This is a genomic window from Methylobacterium fujisawaense (assembly GCF_039619325.1).
Taxonomy (GTDB): domain Bacteria; phylum Pseudomonadota; class Alphaproteobacteria; order Rhizobiales; family Beijerinckiaceae; genus Methylobacterium; species Methylobacterium fujisawaense.
Genome location: NZ_CP155000.1, coordinates 4,078,456 through 4,096,398 on the forward strand (window position 1 = coordinate 4,078,456; position 17,943 = coordinate 4,096,398).

Genomic DNA, 17,943 nt, shown 5'->3' on the forward strand with positions numbered 1-17,943 from the left:
CCGATCCGGGCTCAGCAAAAGCCCGATCTCCGACATGCGTGGAGGACATATGCCCGGCCAAGAAAAACCCGGCCAAGAAAAACCCGGTCCAGATAAACCCGGCCACCCGACCAGCCCGCCCCGCCGCTACCGCATCGCCGTCATTCCCGGCGACGGTATCGGCAAGGAGGTGGTGCCGGAGGGCGTGCGCGTGCTGGAGCAGGCGGCCAGGCGCCACGGCTTCTCGCTCCAGCTCGACTGGTTCGATTTCGCGAGCTGCGACTACTACGAGCAGCACGGCCGGATGATGCCGGAGGATTGGAAGGCGCAGATCGAGACCCACGACGCGATCTATTTCGGCGCCGTCGGCATGCCCGAGCGGGTGCCCGACCACATCTCGCTCTGGGGCTCCCTGATCCTGTTCCGGCGGGAATTCGACCAGTACGCCAACCTGCGCCCGGTGCGGCTGATGCCGGGGGTGAAGTGCCCGCTGGCGGACCGCAAGCCGGGCGATATCGACTTCTGGGTGGTCCGCGAGAACACCGAGGGTGAGTACTCGAACGCGGGCGGCCGGATGTTCGCCGGCACCGACCGGGAATTCGCCCTGCAGGAGACGATCATGACCCGCCACGGGACCGATCGGATCCTGAAATTCGCCTTCGAGCTGGCCCAGAAGCGCCCGAAGAAGCACCTGACCTCGGCCACGAAGTCGAACGGCATCTCGATCACCATGCCGTACTGGGACGAGCGGGTGAAGGCGGTGGCCGAGGCCTATCCGGACGTCCGGTGGGACCAGTACCACATCGACATCCTGACCGCGCATTTCGTCCTGAACCCGGACCGGTTCGACGTGGTGGTGGCCTCCAACCTGTTCGGCGACATCCTGTCGGATCTGGGGCCCGCCTGCACGGGCACGATCGGCATCGCGCCGTCGGGCAACATCAACCCGGAGCGGGTGCACCCGTCCGTGTTCGAGCCGGTCCACGGCTCGGCGCCGGACATCGCCGGCCAGGGGATCGCCAACCCGATCGGTCAGATCTGGTCGGGGGCGATGATGCTGGAGCATCTCGGGGAGCACGAAGCCGCCCGGGAGATCGTCAGCGGGATCGAACGGGTGCTGTCCGAGCGGACCCTGCGCACCCGCGACCTCGGCGGCAACGCCGACACGCAGGCCTGCGGCAAGGCGGTGGCGCAGGCTCTGGGGTAGGGAGGCGGGTTCGCCCGGCCGCACCCTCATCCTGGGGTGCGGCGGAGCCGCCTCGCAGGCGCCCTCCGGAGATCGCGCGACCTCCGGAAGGCGCCTTCGGGGCCTGCGCTCCGCTCCGGCCCCTCAGGACGAGGTGCGCGGGGCGGAGCGCCGTCGCGAAACGCGCGATCAGCGGGGACGGCGGCGCACGCTCACCACGTTGCTGGCCGGCTCCGCCTTGCCGGACGCCGCCGGCAGGGCATCGAGGGCGGCCTTGACGATGGCTTTGGCGTCGAGGCCGGCCTCGGCGTACATCTTCTCGGGGCTGTCGTGGTCCTGGTAGGTGTCCGGCAGCGTCAGCGTCCGCACCCGGACCCCGCCCGCGTCCAGCGCGCCCGTCTCCGACAGCAGGTGCAGCACCATCGCGCCGAACCCGCCCCGCGAGCCCTCCTCGATCGTCAGCAGGACCTCGTGGTCCCGCGCCAGATCCAAGATCAGCGCCTCGTCCAGCGGCTTGGCGAACCGCGCATCCGCCACCGTCACCGCCACGCCCTGCTCGGACAGCGTGTCCGCCGCCTTCGCGGCCTCGGCCAGCCGCGTGCCCAGGCTGAGGATCGCCACCCGCGCCTCCGCGTCCCGGCGCACCACCCGGCCCTTGCCGATCGCCAGCACCTCGCCCCGCTCCGGAAGCTCGACCCCCACGCCCTCGCCGCGCGGGTAGCGCAGGGCGATCGGGCCCGAATCGTGCGCGTGGGCGGTGGCCACCATGTGCACCAGCTCGGCCTCGTCCGAGGCCGCCATCACGGTCATGTTCGGCAGGCAGCACAGATACGCCAGGTCGAACGCGCCGGCATGCGTCGCCCCGTCCGCGCCCACCAGACCCGCCCGGTCCAGGCAGAACCGCACCGGCAGGTTCTGCAGCGCCACGTCGTGCACCACCTGGTCGTAGGCCCGCTGCAGGAACGTCGAGTAGATCGCCACGAACGGCCGGTAGCCCTCGGTGGCCAGGCCGCCCGCGAACGTCACCGCGTGCTGCTCGGCGATGCCCACGTCGAAGGTCTTGTCCGGATGTGCCTTGCCGAACAGGTCGATGCCGGTGCCGCCCGGCATGGCGGCGGTGATCGCCACCACCTTGTCGTCGGCATCCGCCGCCTTGATCAGGCTCTCGCCGAACACCCGCGTGTAGGCCGGCGCGTTCGGCTTGGCCTTGGCCTGGATCCCTGAGATCACGTCGAACTTGACCACGCCGTGGTAGCGGTCGGCGCTGGCCTCCGCCGGCGCGTAGCCCTTGCCCTTCTGGGTGACGACGTGCAGCAGGATCGGGCCGTGCTCGGCGTCGCGGACGTTCTTGAGCACCGGCAGCAGGTGGTCGAGATTGTGCCCGTCCACCGGGCCGACATAGTGGAAGCCCATCTCCTCGAACATGGTGCCGCCGCCGACCACCAGCGAGCGGGCGTATTCCTCGGCCGCCGCGGCGCGCTGGTAGAGCGCCTTCGGCAGCAGCTTGCCGAGCTGCTTGGCGGTCTCGCGCAGGGACTGGTAGGCGCCCCCCGAGGCCAGCCGCGCGAGATAGGCCGACATGGCGCCCACCGGCGGGGCGATCGACATGTCGTTGTCGTTGAGGATGACGATCAGGCGCGAGTGCAGGGCGCCGGCATTGTTGAGCGCCTCGTAGGCCATGCCGGCCGACATCGAGCCGTCGCCGATCACCGCGATGGCGTTGCGGCGCTTCTGCGGGCGGCCCTTCACCTTGGCGGTGGCGTTGTCGAGGTCGCGCGCGACCGCCATGCCCAGCGCCGCCGAGATCGAGGTCGAGGAATGGGCGGCGCCGAACGGGTCGTAGACGCTCTCGCTGCGCTTGGTGAAGCCCGACAGCCCCCCGCCCTGGCGCAGGGTCCGGATGCGGTCGCGGCGCTCGGTCAGGATCTTGTGCGGGTAGCACTGGTGGCCGACGTCCCAGACGATGCGGTCGTCGGGGGTGTCGAACACGTGGTGCAGCGCCACCGTCAGCTCGACCACGCCGAGCCCCGAGCCCAGATGGCCGCCGGTGATCGACACCGCGTCGATCATCTCGGCGCGCACCGCCTCCGCAACAGCCGGAAGATCCGATTCCGGAAGACGCCGCAGCGCCGCAGGATTCGGGACACGATCGAGAAGCGCACTCTGCTCGGGGGTAATTGCCACGGCATCAACCTCTAACGGATGGGATCGGTTTGACCGCCGAGCCTCAGGACATGTCGAGTGGGGCAACGCCCTCGGGCCGCCCATCGGAGCCCAGCGTGATCCGCTGGATCCGGGCCTCGGCCCGCTTCAGCAGCGCCTCGCAATGCTTCTTCAGCACCTCGCCGCGCTCATAGATCGCCACCGATTCGTCGAGGGGCACGTCGCCCCGCTCAAGCCGGCGAACGATTTCCTCCAGCTGTTCCAGCGCCTTCTCGAAGGGCAGGTCGCCGGCGGCGGGGGCCCCCTCGGGTCTGCTCGCACTCATCCCAGATACTTCCTTTGGGGGTGGTTGTACGGCGCGAAACCCGGTGCCCACAACCCGGGGGGCCAATCCGCCGGCCGGATCCGCACCGTTTTGGAGCCACGCGGCGGCGTTTGCGCCACACTTCGGCTCACGCCAGCGCCAGGCTGAACGGCGTGCCCTCGAAGGCGTCGGCGCCGCGACCGATGCGCGCGATCGCCGCGACCATGCGGCCGTCGCGGCCGAGCATGCGGTCGGCGATGGCCACGAACAGGGGGTTGGGCGTCGCCGAAGGCGAAGCTGCGCGCAGGGCCTCGGCGATCGCCGTCTCGTCGCGCTCCGGCGCCAGCGCGCAGGCTGCGATATAGGCGGCGGCTGTCGACCGGCTGATCCCGGCATAGCAGTGGATGACGAGCGGCTTCTCCCGCGGCCACGCCCGAATGAAGTCGAGCACCCGGGCCACATGTTCTTCAGCCGGCAAAACGTGCCCGTCGCGCGACGCGGCGATGTCGCTGACCCCGATGACGACGTGGTTCTCCGCCGCAATCGCGGCCGGCCGCTCCAGCGGCGTGCCGACATTGATCAGCGTGAGCACGTGGCTCGCATCGGTGGCGGCGACCGTCTCGGGCAGACGCGAGAGGGGACAGACGTGGAGGGTCGGCATGGTCTGGCGCCAGTGACCTGCGATCGTGACGGATCGAGGGCGGAGATTCGTCAGGTCGGACACAGAGCGTGGAATCGCGCGAGAAACCGCGCCTCGGCCTCGGCGGTCGGCCACGGCTCGGCCAGGACCAGCACCGGTTCGGGCAGCGCCCTGGCGGGGCCGAAATAGCGTTCGGCCTCGTCCCGGGCGAAACCGGCGAGGCGCACCGCCTCGACATGGGCAGCGATCCGGTCGGCCTGCTTCACCAAACGGGCGAGCGCCGGCAGCGGGGCGTTCAGGCCGAAGCGGCGGCGGACCGCGGCGAGCAGACGCAGCTCGATGCCGCGATAGGCGTCGCCGAGGGCGGCCTTCAGGGGCGAGATGATGTCGCCCACGACATATTCCGGCGCGTCGTGCAGCAGGAGTTCCAGCCCGTCCGGATCGGTGCAGGCGGCGTCGAGATGGCGGCCCACCGCCTCGACCAGCAGGCTGTGCTGGGCCACCGAGAAGACGTGCGGCCCATGGGTCTGGCCGTTCCAGCGGGCGACCCGGGCGAGGCCGTGGGCGATGTCGGCGATCTCGATGTCCCCGGGTGCCGGATCGAGGAGGTCGAGGCGCCGGCCGGAGAGCATGCGCTGCCAGGCGCGCGGCGGCTCGCTCATCGGGGCCGGCCCAGTTCGGCGCAGGGTCCGTGCCGGTGGCAGCCGACGAGGTGGTCGTTGACCATGCCCACCGCCTGCATGAAGGCGTGCACGATGGTCGGCCCGCAGAAGGAGAAGCCTTCCGCCTTCAGGGCCTTCCCGATCGCCTGGGAGACCGGCGTCTCGGTGGCGATCTCCGCACGGGTCCGGGCTTTGCCCTGGATCGGCCGGCCGTCGACGAAATCCCAGAGGAAGCGCGAGAAGCCGGGGCCCTGGTCCTCGATCCGCAGCCAAGCCCGGGCGCCCGCGATGGTGCCCTGGATCTTGGCGCGGTTGCGAATGATGCGGGTGTCGGCCATCAGCCGCGCGACATCGTCCTCGGTGAAGCGGGCGATCCGCTCCGGATCGAAATCGGCAAAGGCGTCGCGAAACCCGTCCCGGCGGCGCAGGATGGTGATCCAGGACAGGCCGGCCTGGAAGCCGTCGAGGATCAGCTTCTCGTAGAGGGCCCGGCCGTCATACTCGGGCACGCCCCATTCGGTGTCGTGATAGGCGACATAGAGCGGGTCTTGGCCGGCCCACCAGCAGCGGGGGCAGCCGTCGGAATGGTCGATCAGGCCAGTCTCGGACATCCGGCCACGTTAACGAGAACAGGAGCGGAACGCCATCGTCGGAATGGGGAACGCGCAGCGGCTGTCGCGGCGCGCTCCGCTCCGGCTTCACGCATGGGGGAGTGGTCCGGTCGCATGGCCGGCGCACGCCTTCTGCGACGTCAACCCGGTCACGCCCGGTGGTTGCAAGCCTGAGAGATCGAGCGCGAACACGTGGCCGGGCGGCGAGCACGCATGCGGGCCTGCACGATGAAGCGCCAGCAATGCGCGTGTCTGCTCGCGAGATAGATCGTCCTCTTCGATTTCGAGCATCCTCTCCTGGTCGTCTGGAGGGTCTCCTCAACGCTTGCAGGCTGTCCGCTCGAGGGATGAGAGGGAAGGCACAGGACTGGCGTTGTCGGGGCGGGAGGGAAACGCCCGCTCCGGCCGGACAGCGGTCTCGGTCGTCGTTCTCGTTGGGCGGGCTTCAACGCCTCCCGACATGCTGGCAGAAGTTTCCAAGAATGGCCGCCCAGCCGTCGCGCTGGTGGTTGAGGGGGACTTGTTCGTCGGGATCGAACGCAATCTTTACGTGCGTTTGCTCGCCCGATGGGGTGAACTCGACCACCGCATTGCGATCACCAAACGCATATTCGATTCGCGTGTTCGGAATAATCTTTGTGTAAGTGCCCTCGAAATCGAAGCCCATGCTTCCGTCCTTCGCCTCCATGCGGGACGTGAACTTGCCACCTTCCTTCAGGTCGACGCTTGCGGCTGGGCAATGCCAGTCGTCGGAGGCAAAGTTCCACTGCATGATCTGGTCGGGCGATGTATAGGCCTTCCAGGCGACATCGAGGGGTGCGGGAGCCGTTGCTTCCACGGTGATCCGATTCTGAGTCATTTGTGGTCTGAATCCCGTCGATGTCGAGCTTTCGAGGGGCGCACCTCATATCAGATCAGTTATGGCGGCAACCTCCGAAATGATGTCGACGACGGTCGCGGGTGCAAAGGCGCGTATGTCGGCGCGGGGGGCGTGCGAGGCGCCGCTCCAGAGCGGCAAACGCACCGGAATGGACATCGCCGTCGCGCCTGCTCGCGACCCTTCCGAGATTGTCAGCGCTTCCGCTTTCTCGCGAGGCTCCTGAGCAACAGGCGTCCTGTGTGGCGTCGAGCGCCCGACATTCGCAAATCAGAGTTGCGCCCCTCGTGCGGCCCATGCCGCCATTTCACCGTCAGCGATCGTCAACGATACGCGCCAGCGGTCGGAGCGGCGCAGAATGTAGACGTGGTCCCACTCGGCGACGAGTGCGTCTCCCTCGCCCCGCATCCGATAGGTCATCCGAGCCTGAGCGACGTTCGGGAAGAGTTCCACCGCCGACCGGAGTTCGCCCAGGGGCTGGACGACCCCCTGCTTGCGATAGAAGTCCATGAGCGTCACGCAATGGTCGCGAAATGCCTCCCTCGGCAACGCGAAGTTGCCGGTCGGAGACGGGAACAGTCCGACCGGCTCCCACAGCTCGCTCAACGCATCGGCGTCGCGGCGCGCGAACGCCTCGACGTAGCTGGCGAAGAACGCTGCGATCTCGTCCTGGAAGGTCATGCTCGTCCTCCTCGATGTCCCCGCCCAGGCGACCGATCTGGCCGTCGCTGCGGCTCGGAGGCGAGCATCCGCTTCAGGGCAGAAGGTCGGGGACGGCTCCCGATCGACCCCGGGCCGGCCTGGGATGCCGGCCGGAGGATGCCGGCATGCCGCCCCGGGGTCGCAGGAAGCCGCCCCACGCGCAAGCTGATCGTGCTCCGATGCGAATGCCCGGGATCGGGCTGTGATCGGTAACGCGGGGCCCCTGTCCCGGAGTATGCGGCGCCCGCGGAATGCGATCCGGCCTCAGCCCGCCGCGCTCGTCGCAACGTCCGGCATCGCGAAGGTCGCGTAGGCCGGGCGCTCCAGCGTCACGGGGCGTTCGCCCGCCCGCGGGGTCTCGCCGGCCGCCAGCGCGTCGCCCAGGCGGTCGATGCGGACCAGGGCGAGGCCGCGGGTTCCGGCGGCGCTGCCCGTGGTGCCGAGCCCCTTGCCGCCCGCCGTGATCTCGGTGCCGGGCTGGGGCGCGGTGTCGGGATAGGCTGCGGCCAGGATGCGGGTCCGGGCCGTGCCCCGGTGCTGCATCCGCGAGACCACCTCCTGGCCGACATAGCAGCCCTTGCGGAAGTCGACGCCGCCGAGCTGGTCCATCAGCGCCTCGTGCGGGAAGGCGTCGCCGAAGGCGTAGTCGCGTCCGCCTTCGGGAACGCCGAGGGCGATCCGGTGCGCGTGGTAATCGGCCTCCGTCGCGTCCGCCGAGAAGGCGCCCGCGGCGGCGTAGAGGCGGGCGCCGAGATCGGCCGCGCGGGAATCCGCTACCGCCTCGGCCGCGGGCGGGACGGCGCCGGCCCAGACGGCCGCCACCGCGATGGTCGGGTCGGCGGCGATCGTCGCCTGCGCGCGCAGACGGTAGAGCGTCAGGCGCTTGGCGAGGTCTGCAGCCTTGTCGGCCTGCACGTCGAGCCGGAAGCCGTCCGGAATCCGCGAGACCAGGAAGTCGAACAGGATCTTGCCCTGCGGCGTCAGCAGGGCGCCGAGGCGCGCCTCACCGGGCTGGAGCGTCTCGACATTGCAGGTCAGGACGCCCTGGAGCAGCGTCGTGGCGTCCGGTCCCACGACGGTGACCAGGACGCGGTCCGGCAACAGGGCAACGGGCATGGGCGGCGGCTCCTCGGGCGGCGGGCGGTCCGGCGCGCCGAACCGCAGACCCGGGACGTAGTCGCTGACCGCCCGTGCCTCAACCGTCCGCGCTCACACGCTCAATGCTGCAGGGTGGTGGTGAAGGCGCCCCCGCGGATGCGCTCCGGGAATCCTTCGGCGTACCGGGCGGTGGCTTCCTCGCCGTACGTGGTCACCAGTTCCTGAAATGCCGCGAACAGGGCGGCCTGGGCCATGCAGTCACCGTCGAGACCATCGAGGCAGCCTTCCGCGAACGCTTCCGAGACGTAACTCAGCGCGACGCGTTTCTCCTCGACATCGACCTCGATGGGGGCGGTGTGAGAGCTGTGCTGCATAGCCGGATACTTCCATTGCGCCGGACACGGGGCCCGGCGGACGCAATGGATGATAGGCGGGTCCCGGCGGCTCGGCCAGCCGAGAATTTCGGATCGGTTAACACGGGCGCTCAAATCCGATGTTTCGCCGGCATCGCCGGTGCGTGTGTTGCGCCTGCATCACCCTCCGAAACGGCCGGCCAGGGCATGCGACAGCCGGTCGCCCTCGGCGACGTACCGGGCGGCGGCCTCGTGGGCCGCCGGCGTGCAGACCCGGTAGGTGAGCGCATAGCCGCGGTAGCCGCGGTTATAGGCGCCGGCCAGGCGGTCGCGGCGGACCGGGGTCACGCCCTCGGACTCGATCAGGGCTTTCATGCGGGCCGGCCAGTCGGACGCATCCGGCGCTCCGCAGAGGTTGCGCAGGAAGGCCAGGGCCCCGATGATCTCGGACATGCGCAGCAGGTCCCGGTCGTAGGGGGCGGGCACGTCCGCGGGGGCGTTCGCCTCCTTGGGGGCCTCTTTCGCGGCTTCCCGGGCGGTTTCCTTGGCGGGCGCGGCCCCTCGGCCGGAACGCTGCTGGGCCAGGGCGGGCCCGGAGACCAGGCCGGTGAGGAGCGCCAGCAGGCACAGGATCGTCGTCGGCCGCCTCACGCCGTCGCCTCCCCGCCGCCCGTCCGCGCAGGATGTGCATCCACATGTGCATCCACGCGCGCGAAGGCCTCGCGCAGGGTGTCGACCAGTCCCGGGGTGGTCGGAAGGGTCGCGACCTCCGCGAGCGTCGCCCACCGGGTCCCCAGCGCCTCGGGGCCGGCCACGGGTTCGCCGCCGCGCCACAGGGCGGCGTGCGGGTGGACGACGTAGTGATGTCGGGCGCGGCCGGCTTCGTCCCGGAGAATGATCTCGGTGGGCGCGAGCACGCCGACAACCTCCGCGGGCAGGCCGACCTCCTCGGACAATTCGCGCAGGGCCGCCTCGGCCAGGGATTCCCCCGCTTCCACGAGGCCGCCCGGCAGGGTCCAGACGCCGCGCATCGGCTCGTTGGCCCGCGCCGCCAGCAGGACGCGGTCGCCGCGGATCACCGCGATCGACGCGCCCACGAAGGGCCGCGCCGGGAACAGGCGGCTGTCGGAATCCGGTGCGCCCGCACTCACGGCGTGCCTCCATCGGGTGCCACGACGGCCACCCGGCCGTCGGCGAGGCCGACGAGCAGCCGCGCCGCGGCGCCCTCGCCGAGGACGACGATGCCGGTCTCGGCGGGAACCGGCAGGGCCACGCGCGCCCGCTCGCGCAGGCCGCCCTTGGCTGCCACGAAGGCGATCTCCGGGCGGCCCGCCACCGGCAGGACGAGTTCGGGGCCGCCGCCGGCCGGGGTGGTGACGGCGAGATCCGAATCGCCGTCGCCCGCCGCGTAGCCCTCGGCCTCGCCGGCCGCCTCGATCCGGTCGGGACGGAGCGTCCAGAGCTGGAGCCTGCCCTTGGCGCTGACCGTCGCGGCCTGGCTTTCGCCGGACCCGGAGAAATCGGCGATGCCGACGATCTTCAGCGGTGGTCCCGGCTGGGCGGGCGTGCGGGCGGTGACGGCCCAGGCCGCGCCCGGATCGCCGGCGGGCCGGTCGATCAGCGCGAGCCCTCCGGCATCCGCGCCCGACAGCGTCGCCGCCAGGAGCGCCGGCCGGCCCCCGAGGCGCAGCAGGCGCGGCCGCAGGGGCGCGAACACCGCCTCGCCCCCCGCCGGCACCGTCACGGTGGCCACGGGCACGGGCTTCGGATCGGTGCTGACCGCCATCGGCTGGCGCTCGCGGATCGTCAGGACCGCGGCGGCCGCGCCGCCGTCGGGGGCGCGGGTGCGCCCGGTGAGATAGGCACTCAGGGGTCCCGAGAGCGTCCGGCGCGAGCCCGGCAGGGCTCCGCGCGGCGTCTCGGCGGCGGTCAGCCCCTCGACGGCCTCCTTGCCGATCGGCCGCACGGTGACGCGGCCCTCGGCGAGGGCGAGCACGGCGCCGCCCTCGTCGCCCCAGACTACGGCGATCGGCGCGCTCTCCTCGTCGCCGGCCTGTTGGCCGCCGGTCTGCGGACCGGTCTTGGCGCCGGTGATCGGCAGGAGCCCGGAGGTCGCCACCGAGACCGCGGCCTCGCTGCGCGAGCCGCGCAGCGCCCGCACCTTGAAGGGCAGGTCGAGGATCCGGATCCCGGGCTCGGCCCGCGCCCCCGCGACGGGCGCGACGCCCACGATGAGGCCCAGGACGACGGCGCGGAGCCTGCGGTCCGGCGCCGGGTGCCGGCGCGCGGCCGCCGTGCCCGAGGATGCGCCAGAGGAAGCGCCCGGTCTGGTCAAACGTGCTGGCCGCCGTTGATGTGGAGTTCGGCGCCGTTCACGTAGGACGAGGCCTCGGTGCACAGGAAGTAGATCGCCTTGGCGACCTCGTCCGGCGTGCCCAGCCGGCGCTGCGGGATCTGTTCGACGAGCTTCTCGGTGCCGGGCGACAGGATCGACGTGTCGATCTCGCCCGGCGAGATCGCGTTCACCCGTACGCCGAGCGGCCCGAAATCGGCGGCCATCTCGCGGGTCAGGCCGGCGAGCGCCGCCTTGGAGGTGCCGTAGGCCGCCCCCGCGAAGGGATGGACGCGCGAGCCGGCAATCGACGTCACGTTGACGACCGAGCCCTTGGCCCGGGCGAGTTCCTCGCGCAGGCCTCGGGCCAGCAGGATCGTGGCGAACAGGTTGACCTGGAACACCCGCTGCCACGTGTCGAACTCGGTGGCCAGGGCGCCGAGGCGCTCGCCCTCCGGCCCCTTCGGCGAGATGCCGGCATTGTTGACCAGCGCGTGCAGAACCCCGCCCTCGGCGGCGAGCCGGCCCCGCACCTCCTCGACGGCGCGGGCCGTGTCCTGCGCGTCGGAAAGGTCGACCTGCAGGTGGTCCTCGGGCCCCATCTCCCAGGGGCAGTTCTCCGGGAAGGCGTGGCGCGAGCAGGTGATCACCCGCCAGCCCGCGGCCGAGAAGCGCTTGACGGTGGCGTGACCGATGCCCCGGCTCGCGCCCGTGAGCAGCATGATGCGCCGGCGTTCGTTGACGGGGAGGGCCAAAGCCGTAAGCCTCGCTGGCGTTCAGGGGTCGCGGCCCGGTCGGGCGCGGTGCGTGCCGGTGAGCCTCAATGGTCTAGGCGCACGGGGGCCGGAAATCCAGAGCGCCCCGCGGGTCGGGGTCGAGGCAGGGGAGAGAAACGCATGGCCAGCGGGCAGACCAGCGCGGAGCGCATGCCGGAGATCGCGGCCGACAGCCTGTCCCCGGCGCAGGCCGAGGCCGCGGCCGCGTTCCAGGCCGAGCGCGGCGTCCCGGTCTTCGGGCCGTTCGTGCCGCTCCTGCGCAGCCCCGAACTGATGCTGTGCGCGAGCCGGATGGGCCAGTACCTGCGCTACGGCAGCGTCCTGCCGCTCCGGGTCAGCGAGTTCGCGATCCTGGTGGTCGCGCGGGAATGGAGCCAGCCGGTGGAGTGGGCCATCCACCACCCCATCGCCCTGAAGGCCGGGGTCGCCCCCGAGACCGCGCAGGCGCTCGCCGAAGGACGCCGCCCCGACACGATGAGCGCCGACGAGGCGCTGGCCTACGCGTTCTCGACCGAGCTGATGCGCAACCGCGCGGTGAGCGACGCGACCTACGCGGCCCTGGTGGCGCGCTTCGGCGAGCAGGGGGCGATCGATCTCGCCGGCATCAACGGCTACTACGCGCTCCTCGCCATGACGATGAACGTCGCGCGCACGGCCCTGCCGGCGGGCGGGCCCGCGGCGCCTCCGCTGCCGCCGCTGGTGGGGCCGGCTTCGGCGCCGCCCGCGCGGCCAGGCCTGAGCCAAGATCCCGCACCGCTTGTGGCGCCGGCCGCTTCGGTCTAACCGTCCTCCCCGTGCGGGCGCCCGACGTGCCGCCCGCCCATTCCCGAAAACCCGGCCGGACGAGAGCCATGGTCGCCCATACCCGCGCCGACTCGGCGCCCAAGCCCACCGACCCGGCCCTCGCCGGCGCCCGGATCCTCGTTGTCGAGGCGCGCTACTACGACGCGATCGCCGACGAACTCCTCGCCGGGGCCCGCGCGGCCATCGCGGCCGCCTCCGCGCAGGCGATCGTGGTGACCGTTCCGGGCGCCCTGGAGATCCCCGCCGCCGTGGCGATCCTGCTCGACGCCGAGCCCTACGACGCGGTGGTGGCGCTGGGCTGCGTCATCCGCGGCGAGACCGGCCACTACGACATCGTCGCCGGCGAGAGCGCCCGGGCGCTCATGGACCTGTCGGTGCAGCGCCGCGTGCCCCTCGGCAACGGCATCCTCACGGTCGAGACCGAGGCGCAGGCCCTCGCCCGTGCCCGGGTCGCCGAGATGAACAAGGGCGGCGGTGCCGCCGAGGCTGCCCTCGGCGTGCTCGCTTTGAAGCGCGCCGCCGAAGCCGCGCGCACCCGATGACGGATACCCCCATGACCGGGACCACCGACACCCAGCCGGAGACGGGCGCCGAGCCCGCCGGCAAGCCCGCCAAGATCAGCCTGCGCAGCGGCGCCCGCCTCGCCGTGGTGCAGGCGCTCTACGAGATGGACATCTCCGGCAAGGGCGTCCTCGACGCGCTCGCCGAGTTCGAGGCCTTCTGGATCGGCCAGGAGGTCGACGGGATCGTCCATCCCCCGGCCGAGACCGCCTTCTTCCGCGACCTCCTGCGCGGCACGGTCGAGGAGCAGCGGGCCATCGACCCGAAGCTCGATCAGGCCCTCGCCCAGGGCTGGCCGCTGCGGCGCATCGAGATCGTGCTCCGGGCGATCCTGCGGGCGGGCGCCTACGAGCTGATGTTCCGCCGCGACGTGCCGGCGGCCGCGGCGATCTCGGAATATGTCGACGTGGCCCACAGCTTCTACACGGCCGACGAGCCCGGCCTCGTCAATGCCGTGCTCGACCGGCTCGCCCGGGAGGTCCGGCCGGGGGAGGTCGGGGCTCAGAAGGCGTCCGGCAAGCCGGGCTCGTCGAAGCCGCTTCCCGGTAAACCGTCCGTCGGCAAACCGTCCGCTGGAAAGCCATCCTCCGGAAAGCCGCCCGCCGGGAAGGCCTGAGCCTTGGCCGGGTCGGCCCGTGCTTCCGAGGAGGGGCTGATCGCCCGCTACTTCGCCCCCCTCGCGGGGCCGGGCGCCCACGGGCTGCGGGACGACGCCGCCACGCTGACGCCCACGCTGGGCCACGACCTCGTCCTCACCACCGATGCCGTGGTGGCGGGGATCCACTACTTCGCGGAGGATCCGCCGGCTTCGATCGCCCGGAAGGCCCTCGGCGTGAACCTCTCCGACATCGCCGCCAAGGGCGCGGTCCCGCGCGGCTTCCTGCTCACCCTGGCGCTCCCCGATGACTGGACGGAGGCTTGGCTCGACGGCTTCGCGGCGGGGCTCGGCGCGGCGGCGGCGGAGGCCGGCTGTCCGCTCCTCGGCGGCGACACGGTGCGCTCCGGTGGCCCGGCGCTGATCTCGGTGAGCCTGTTCGGTGAGGTGCCGACCGGCACCATCGTCCGCCGCACCACCGCGCGGGTCGGCGACCGGATCTGCGTCACCGGCACGATCGGCGACGCCGCCCTCGGCCTGCGGCTCCGCCTGGAGCCCACGGCGCCCTGGGTCGCCGGGCTGGACCCGGCGCTCCAAGCCGAACTCGCCGACCGCTACCTGCATCCGCGCCCGCGGCTCGCCGCGGCGCCGGCGGTCCGCCGCTACGCCTCGGCGGCCATGGACGTGTCCGACGGCCTCGCGGGCGATCTCGCCAAGATGCTGGGCGCGGGTCGCGGCGCCCGGGTCGCGGCCGCCGCCCTGCCGCTCTCGGATGCCGCCCGGCGCGCCTGCGCGGCCGAGCCCGCGCTGATCGACGCGGTCCTGACCGGTGGCGACGATTACGAGATCCTCTGTACCGTTGCTCCGGAGAATGTCGCGGCCTTCCAGGCCGAGGCGGCCGCCGCCGGTCTCACCGTCTCGGCCATCGGCACCGTCACATCAGGCGACGGCCCGCCGCGTTTCGAAATGAGCGATGGCGCCGAGCGCGTGTTCGCGGCTGGGTCCTTCAGCCACTTCTGACGCCCAGATCGCGTCCGGTCCCGCGGTCATCGGGCCGGCGACACGCCCGGCCGGGTGGCCGATCTGGCGCCGGACCTCGCCGATTATCTCGGCGGCGACCACCGGGACCCAGCGGCCGACCGGGTCCCCGCCCGCGCCCGGCGCCCGGGACAGGGCGCGCTGCAGCATGCGGAGCAGATCGTTCTGGATCGGGACCGGCTGCGCCGCGACCCGCTCGGCGATCAGGAACCCGACCGCGCCGCTCAACACCTCGATCGTCGCCGCCAGCTTGGCGGCTTGGTCGCTGCTCATGGCGAGTTCCCGTCAGAATACAATCAGAAATAGAATATCGGTTGGTTAAGGTGGGGTTAACGGTCGCGAGAGCCGTTCCCGATCGTGTTGCGACGGTCGGTAGGACAGGCATCTCCGTTCGAGAAAGCCGCGCCAAGCCCCCTCTCCCGTGCGGGAGAGGGTTGGGGTGAGGGACGAGAAGGATCAGGATAAGGTGCGTCCTCAGGTTGCCGAAAAGGCATGCCTCGTCCGGCCAAACCTGATCCCTCACCCTGTCCCTCTCCCGCACGGGAGAGGGGACCCGCGCCTCCTGCGGCGGGCTCGACGGTCGGGTTCGTCCCAATCCGATCGGAATGGCTCTGAACCGCCGCGCCGCGCCCGTGAAAACAGGTCGGCCGCGGCCGACAGGGAATAAGATCTGCAAGATAATGCAATTTTGCGGATCCGAGATTTCGTCTCGCGCCGCGCCATGAGACGCGATCCCTGCCGCCTCTCACCCAAGCGGCGTTTGCGCTCACCGGCGAAGTTTGGCAATCAAGGTATTGTTCTGGGAAGGAAAGCCCCGAATTCGAGCACCGCGTCCCATGGCCGTCGTCCGGCGGTCAAGCTCGACAATCACAAGCCCACGCCAGGCATGATAATGACAAGGACGGTCGCATGATTCCCTTGGTTCTGATCATCGTGGGCGGGCTCTGCGCCGTCGCCTACGGCATCGTCACGATCCTCGACGTGATGCGGCGCGATGCCGGCACGCAGCGCATGCAGGAGATCGCCGCCGCCATCGCCGAGGGCGCGCAGGCCTATCTCCGGCGGCAATACACGACGATCGGCCTCGTCGGCGTCGTCCTGTTCGTCCTCCTCGCCGTCTTCCTCGGGATCAAGGTCGCGGTCGGCTTCCTGATCGGCGCCGTGCTGTCGGGGGCGGCGGGCTTCATCGGCATGAACGTCTCGGTCCGGGCCAATGTCCGCACGGCCCAGGCCGCCTCCACCTCGCTGGGCGGCGGCCTCGACGTCGCCTTCAAGTCGGGGGCGGTGACCGGCATGCTGGTGGCGGGCCTCGCGCTCCTTGGCGTCGCTCTCTACTACCTGTTCCTCACCCGCGGCGCCCATCTCGACCCGTCGAGCCGCGAGGTGATCGACGCCCTCGTCGCCCTGGGCTTCGGCGCCTCGCTGATCTCGATCTTCGCGCGCCTCGGCGGCGGCATCTTCACCAAGGGCGCCGATGTCGGCGGCGACCTCGTCGGCAAGGTCGAGGCCGGTATCCCGGAGGACGATCCGCGCAACCCCGCCACCATCGCCGACAATGTCGGCGACAATGTCGGCGACTGCGCCGGCATGGCGGCCGACCTGTTCGAGACCTACGCGGTGACGGTCGTCGCCACGATGGTGCTGGCCGCGATCTTCTTCTCCGGTCCCACGGGAAGCGGCCGCGACGTCCTCGAGCCGATGATGCTGTACCCGCTGGCCATCGGCTCGGCCTGCATCCTCACCTCCATCGCCGGCACCTACGCGGTGCGGCTCGGGGCCAACCAGTCGATCATGGGCGCCCTCTACAAGGGCCTGATCGCCGCGGGCGTTCTGTCGATCGCGGCGATCGCGGCGGTCAACATGACCCTGCTCGGGGGCTTCTCGACGACCTTCACCACCTCCACCGGCGTCACCTTCACGTCGGGCGGCCTGTTCGGCTGCGCGGTGATCGGGCTCGCCATCACGGCGCTGATCGTGGTGATCACCGAGTACTACACGGGCACCAACTTCCGCCCGGTGAAGTCGATCGCCGACGCGTCGGTGACCGGCCACGGCACCAACGTGATCCAGGGGCTGGCGATCTCGCTGGAATCGACCGCGCTGCCGGCCATCGTGATCGTGGCCGGCATCATCAGCACCTACGCGCTCGCCGGCCTGTTCGGCATCGCCATCGCGGTCACCGCCATGCTGGCGCTGGCGGGCTTCATCGTGGCGCTCGACGCCTTCGGGCCGGTCACCGACAATGCCGGCGGCATCGCCGAGATGGCGGGCCTGCCCGCGGAGGTGCGCAAGTCCACGGACGCCCTCGACGCGGTCGGCAACACCACCAAGGCGGTGACCAAGGGCTACGCCATCGGCTCGGCGGGCCTCGGCGCGCTGGTTCTGTTCGCCGCCTACACGTCGGACCTGAACTATTTCATCGCCAATGCGAGCCCGACACAGTACCGCTTCTTCCAGGGCGTCAGCGTCGATTTCTCCCTGTCCAACCCCTACGTCGTGGTCGGCCTGCTGCTCGGCGGCCTGATCCCGTTCCTGTTCGCCGGCATCGCCATGACGGCGGTCGGGCGCGCGGCGGGCGCGGTGGTGGAGGAGGTCCGGCGCCAGTTCCGGGAGAAGCCCGGGATCATGCAGGGCACCGACCGGCCGGATTACGGACGGGCGGTGGACATGCTGACCCGCGCGGCGATCAAGGAAATGATCGTCCCCTCGCTCCTGCCGGTGCTGTCGCCGGTTGTGCTGTTCTTCGTGATCCAGCTGATCGCCGGAAAGAGCCAGGCCTTCGCCACGGTGGGGGCGAGCCTGCTCGGCGTGATCCTCACCGGACTCTACGTGGCGATCTCGATGACGTCGGGCGGCGGCGCCTGGGACAACGCCAAGAAGTACATCGAGGACGGCCACCACGGCGGCAAGGGCTCCGAGGCCCACAAGGCGGCGGTGACCGGCGACACGGTGGGCGACCCCTACAAGGACACCGCCGGTCCGGCGGTGAACCCGGCGATCAAGATCACCAACATCATCGCCCTGCTGCTGCTCGCGGTGCTGGCACACAGCTGATCGATGGATGGCCGAACCGAAGGTCGGCTTTCCGACCTCTCGGTTCCGCTTGCGGGCCATCTGAGGGATCACCGGCCGCACCGGATCCGGGCGGCCGCCTGCGGCCGATCCGCTTCCGGCCCGCACGGAGCCGGGCGGATCCTGCGGATGCCTCATCGCCGATCCGACAGGGCGAGGGGCACGGGCACCCGATCGGGCGGTGCCGGGG

At 71.1% G+C, this 17,943-nt stretch carries 21 protein-coding genes; 6 read left to right on the forward strand and 15 right to left on the reverse strand.

What is annotated here, in order from left to right:
- The first annotated feature begins 49 nt into the window (after positions 1–49).
- Entirely contained in the window at positions 50–1,186 is a 1,137-nt protein-coding gene (locus tag ABC766_RS19370) for a tartrate dehydrogenase (RefSeq protein ID WP_342142279.1), read from the forward strand.
- 168 nt (positions 1,187–1,354) lie between these two features.
- Here ABC766_RS19370 and dxs read toward each other — a convergent pair whose 3' ends face one another.
- The 14 genes from dxs to ABC766_RS19440 form a co-directional block, all read right to left on the reverse strand.
- The gene (gene dxs / locus ABC766_RS19375) at positions 1,355–3,349 is read right to left on the reverse strand and encodes a 1-deoxy-D-xylulose-5-phosphate synthase (RefSeq protein ID WP_345819272.1); all 1,995 of its coding nucleotides are present in this window, start codon (positions 3,347–3,349) and stop codon (positions 1,355–1,357) included.
- 43 nt (positions 3,350–3,392) lie between these two features.
- On the reverse strand, positions 3,393–3,653 hold the full coding sequence (locus ABC766_RS19380) for an exodeoxyribonuclease VII small subunit (RefSeq protein WP_043348369.1): 261 nt from the start codon (positions 3,651–3,653) through the stop codon (positions 3,393–3,395).
- A 127-nt stretch (positions 3,654–3,780) separates the two neighbouring features.
- Positions 3,781–4,293 carry a tyrosine phosphatase family protein gene (locus ABC766_RS19385; protein WP_342142206.1) on the reverse strand — a complete coding sequence of 171 codons (513 nt, stop codon included), beginning with the start codon at positions 4,291–4,293 and terminating at the stop codon, positions 3,781–3,783.
- Positions 4,294–4,343: 50 nt separating this feature from the next.
- Positions 4,344–4,934: a hydrolase gene (locus ABC766_RS19390; protein WP_246410943.1), complete on the reverse strand. Its 591-nt coding sequence runs from the start codon at positions 4,932–4,934 to the stop codon at positions 4,344–4,346.
- A complete protein-coding gene (locus ABC766_RS19395; RefSeq protein WP_345819273.1) occupies positions 4,931–5,545 on the reverse strand; it encodes a DNA-3-methyladenine glycosylase I in 615 nt (204 codons plus the stop codon). The genes ABC766_RS19390 and ABC766_RS19395 overlap by 4 nt, the downstream gene beginning before the upstream one ends.
- Before the next feature lie 87 nt (positions 5,546–5,632).
- Positions 5,633–5,836 (reverse strand): hypothetical protein, encoded by a 204-nt coding sequence (locus ABC766_RS19400; RefSeq protein ID WP_345819274.1) that lies wholly within the window; start codon positions 5,834–5,836, stop codon positions 5,633–5,635.
- 154 nt (positions 5,837–5,990) lie between these two features.
- Positions 5,991–6,404, reverse strand: a complete 414-nt coding sequence (locus ABC766_RS19405; RefSeq protein WP_345819275.1) for an SRPBCC family protein — start codon at positions 6,402–6,404, stop codon at positions 5,991–5,993.
- 288 nt (positions 6,405–6,692) lie between these two features.
- Positions 6,693–7,103 carry a DUF4440 domain-containing protein gene (locus ABC766_RS19410; protein WP_182593217.1) on the reverse strand — a complete coding sequence of 137 codons (411 nt, stop codon included), beginning with the start codon at positions 7,101–7,103 and terminating at the stop codon, positions 6,693–6,695.
- 285 nt (positions 7,104–7,388) lie between these two features.
- Positions 7,389–8,240, reverse strand: coding sequence for a folate-binding protein (locus ABC766_RS19415; protein WP_345819276.1), 852 nt, complete (start codon positions 8,238–8,240; stop codon positions 7,389–7,391).
- Between the two features lie 101 nt (positions 8,241–8,341).
- Positions 8,342–8,596: a hypothetical protein gene (locus tag ABC766_RS19420; RefSeq protein ID WP_012320917.1), complete on the reverse strand. Its 255-nt coding sequence runs from the start codon at positions 8,594–8,596 to the stop codon at positions 8,342–8,344.
- Between the two features lie 159 nt (positions 8,597–8,755).
- The gene (locus ABC766_RS19425) at positions 8,756–9,226 is read right to left on the reverse strand and encodes a TIGR02301 family protein (RefSeq protein ID WP_043348384.1); all 471 of its coding nucleotides are present in this window, start codon (positions 9,224–9,226) and stop codon (positions 8,756–8,758) included.
- Positions 9,223–9,726, reverse strand: coding sequence for an NUDIX hydrolase (locus ABC766_RS19430; RefSeq protein WP_043386459.1), 504 nt, complete (start codon positions 9,724–9,726; stop codon positions 9,223–9,225). Before ABC766_RS19430 ends, ABC766_RS19425 begins: the two co-directional genes overlap by 4 nt.
- Entirely contained in the window at positions 9,723–10,910 is a 1,188-nt protein-coding gene (locus tag ABC766_RS19435; RefSeq protein WP_345819278.1) for a hypothetical protein, read from the reverse strand. The genes ABC766_RS19430 and ABC766_RS19435 overlap by 4 nt, the downstream gene beginning before the upstream one ends.
- Positions 10,907–11,629 carry an SDR family NAD(P)-dependent oxidoreductase gene (locus ABC766_RS19440; RefSeq protein ID WP_043348395.1) on the reverse strand — a complete coding sequence of 241 codons (723 nt, stop codon included), beginning with the start codon at positions 11,627–11,629 and terminating at the stop codon, positions 10,907–10,909. Before ABC766_RS19440 ends, ABC766_RS19435 begins: the two co-directional genes overlap by 4 nt.
- 174 nt (positions 11,630–11,803) lie before the next feature.
- On the opposite strand from ABC766_RS19440, the gene ABC766_RS19445 reads away from it, so the two are divergent.
- The 4 genes from ABC766_RS19445 (at position 11,804) to thiL (ending at position 14,663) form a co-directional block, all read left to right on the forward strand.
- The gene (locus tag ABC766_RS19445; protein ID WP_345819279.1) at positions 11,804–12,466 is read left to right on the forward strand and encodes a carboxymuconolactone decarboxylase family protein; all 663 of its coding nucleotides are present in this window, start codon (positions 11,804–11,806) and stop codon (positions 12,464–12,466) included.
- Positions 12,467–12,534: 68 nt separating this feature from the next.
- Positions 12,535–13,029 (forward strand): 6,7-dimethyl-8-ribityllumazine synthase, encoded by a 495-nt coding sequence (gene ribH / locus ABC766_RS19450; protein WP_043348390.1) that lies wholly within the window; start codon positions 12,535–12,537, stop codon positions 13,027–13,029.
- A gap of 11 nt (positions 13,030–13,040) precedes the next feature.
- Positions 13,041–13,664, forward strand: coding sequence for a transcription antitermination factor NusB (gene nusB / locus ABC766_RS19455; protein ID WP_345819280.1), 624 nt, complete (start codon positions 13,041–13,043; stop codon positions 13,662–13,664).
- 3 nt (positions 13,665–13,667) lie between these two features.
- A complete protein-coding gene (gene thiL, locus ABC766_RS19460) occupies positions 13,668–14,663 on the forward strand; it encodes a thiamine-phosphate kinase (protein WP_345819281.1) in 996 nt (331 codons plus the stop codon).
- On the opposite strand, the gene ABC766_RS19465 is transcribed toward thiL, so the two are convergent.
- Entirely contained in the window at positions 14,583–14,954 is a 372-nt protein-coding gene (locus ABC766_RS19465) for a hypothetical protein (protein ID WP_345819282.1), read from the reverse strand. The genes thiL and ABC766_RS19465 overlap by 81 nt on opposite strands.
- Before the next feature lie 636 nt (positions 14,955–15,590).
- Here ABC766_RS19465 and ABC766_RS19470 point away from each other — a divergent pair.
- A complete protein-coding gene (locus tag ABC766_RS19470) occupies positions 15,591–17,735 on the forward strand; it encodes a sodium-translocating pyrophosphatase (RefSeq protein WP_053609099.1) in 2,145 nt (714 codons plus the stop codon).
- Positions 17,736–17,943: the final 208 nt, after the last annotated feature.

Bases quoted from the DNA above. Each gene is read 5' to 3' on its own strand.
- ABC766_RS19410 (WP_182593217.1), bottom strand. From the start codon at position 7,103: ATGACCTTCCAGGACGAGATCGCAGCGTTCTTCGCCAGCTACGTCGAG.
- ABC766_RS19385 (WP_342142206.1), bottom strand. From the start codon at position 4,293: ATGCCGACCCTCCACGTCTGTCCCCTCTCGCGTCTGCCCGAGACGGTC.
- ABC766_RS19405 (WP_345819275.1), bottom strand. From the start codon at position 6,404: ATGACTCAGAATCGGATCACCGTGGAAGCAACGGCTCCCGCACCCCTC.
- ABC766_RS19440 (WP_043348395.1), bottom strand. From the start codon at position 11,629: ATGCTGCTCACGGGCGCGAGCCGGGGCATCGGTCACGCCACCGTCAAG.
- ABC766_RS19390 (WP_246410943.1), bottom strand. From the start codon at position 4,934: ATGAGCGAGCCGCCGCGCGCCTGGCAGCGCATGCTCTCCGGCCGGCGC.
- ABC766_RS19420 (WP_012320917.1), bottom strand. From the start codon at position 8,596: ATGCAGCACAGCTCTCACACCGCCCCCATCGAGGTCGATGTCGAGGAG.
- ABC766_RS19380 (WP_043348369.1), bottom strand. From the start codon at position 3,653: ATGAGTGCGAGCAGACCCGAGGGGGCCCCCGCCGCCGGCGACCTGCCC.
- ABC766_RS19445 (WP_345819279.1), top strand. From the start codon at position 11,804: ATGGCCAGCGGGCAGACCAGCGCGGAGCGCATGCCGGAGATCGCGGCC.
- ABC766_RS19470 (WP_053609099.1), top strand. From the start codon at position 15,591: ATGATTCCCTTGGTTCTGATCATCGTGGGCGGGCTCTGCGCCGTCGCC.
- ABC766_RS19395 (WP_345819273.1), bottom strand. From the start codon at position 5,545: ATGTCCGAGACTGGCCTGATCGACCATTCCGACGGCTGCCCCCGCTGC.
- ABC766_RS19400 (WP_345819274.1), bottom strand. From the start codon at position 5,836: ATGCTCGAAATCGAAGAGGACGATCTATCTCGCGAGCAGACACGCGCA.
- ABC766_RS19370 (WP_342142279.1), top strand. From the start codon at position 50: ATGCCCGGCCAAGAAAAACCCGGCCAAGAAAAACCCGGTCCAGATAAA.
- nusB (WP_345819280.1), top strand. From the start codon at position 13,041: ATGACCGGGACCACCGACACCCAGCCGGAGACGGGCGCCGAGCCCGCC.
- ABC766_RS19415 (WP_345819276.1), bottom strand. From the start codon at position 8,240: ATGCCCGTTGCCCTGTTGCCGGACCGCGTCCTGGTCACCGTCGTGGGA.
- ABC766_RS19465 (WP_345819282.1), bottom strand. From the start codon at position 14,954: ATGAGCAGCGACCAAGCCGCCAAGCTGGCGGCGACGATCGAGGTGTTG.
- ribH (WP_043348390.1), top strand. From the start codon at position 12,535: ATGGTCGCCCATACCCGCGCCGACTCGGCGCCCAAGCCCACCGACCCG.